This is a genomic window from Pseudomonas sp. PME37.24/025, from assembly GCF_055556615.1.
This window is the reverse complement of the sequence record NZ_JBVHNK010000294.1, coordinates 1-263: the sequence shown is the minus strand read 5'-3', so window position 1 is coordinate 263 and position 263 is coordinate 1. Positions and strand designations below refer to the sequence as shown.

The window sequence follows — 263 nt, the reverse complement described above, 5'->3', positions numbered from 1 at the left end:
AGCATTTCACCCAGTCGCTTGGTTGCACCCATCACATTGGTAGGGTTGACCGCTTTGTCTGTGGAAATAAAAATCAGTTTTTCAACTTCATATTTATTGGCCGCTCGTGCGAGCTGATAAGTGCCCAGCACGTTATTTTTTACTGCCTGCCAGGCATTATTTTCTTCCATCAAAGGCACATGCTTGTAAGCAGCAGCATGAAAAACAATCCTGGGTTGAAATTTAGCCATCACCTCATCAAGCCGCACCGCATCCTTGACATC

Annotated in this window: 1 protein-coding gene; it reads right to left on the bottom strand. The window is 45.2% G+C overall.

Going from position 1 to position 263, the window contains the following annotated elements:
• On the bottom strand, positions 1-263 hold a 263-nt coding region (locus ACZ3HH_RS30435), incomplete at both ends, for a polysaccharide biosynthesis protein (RefSeq protein WP_465810350.1).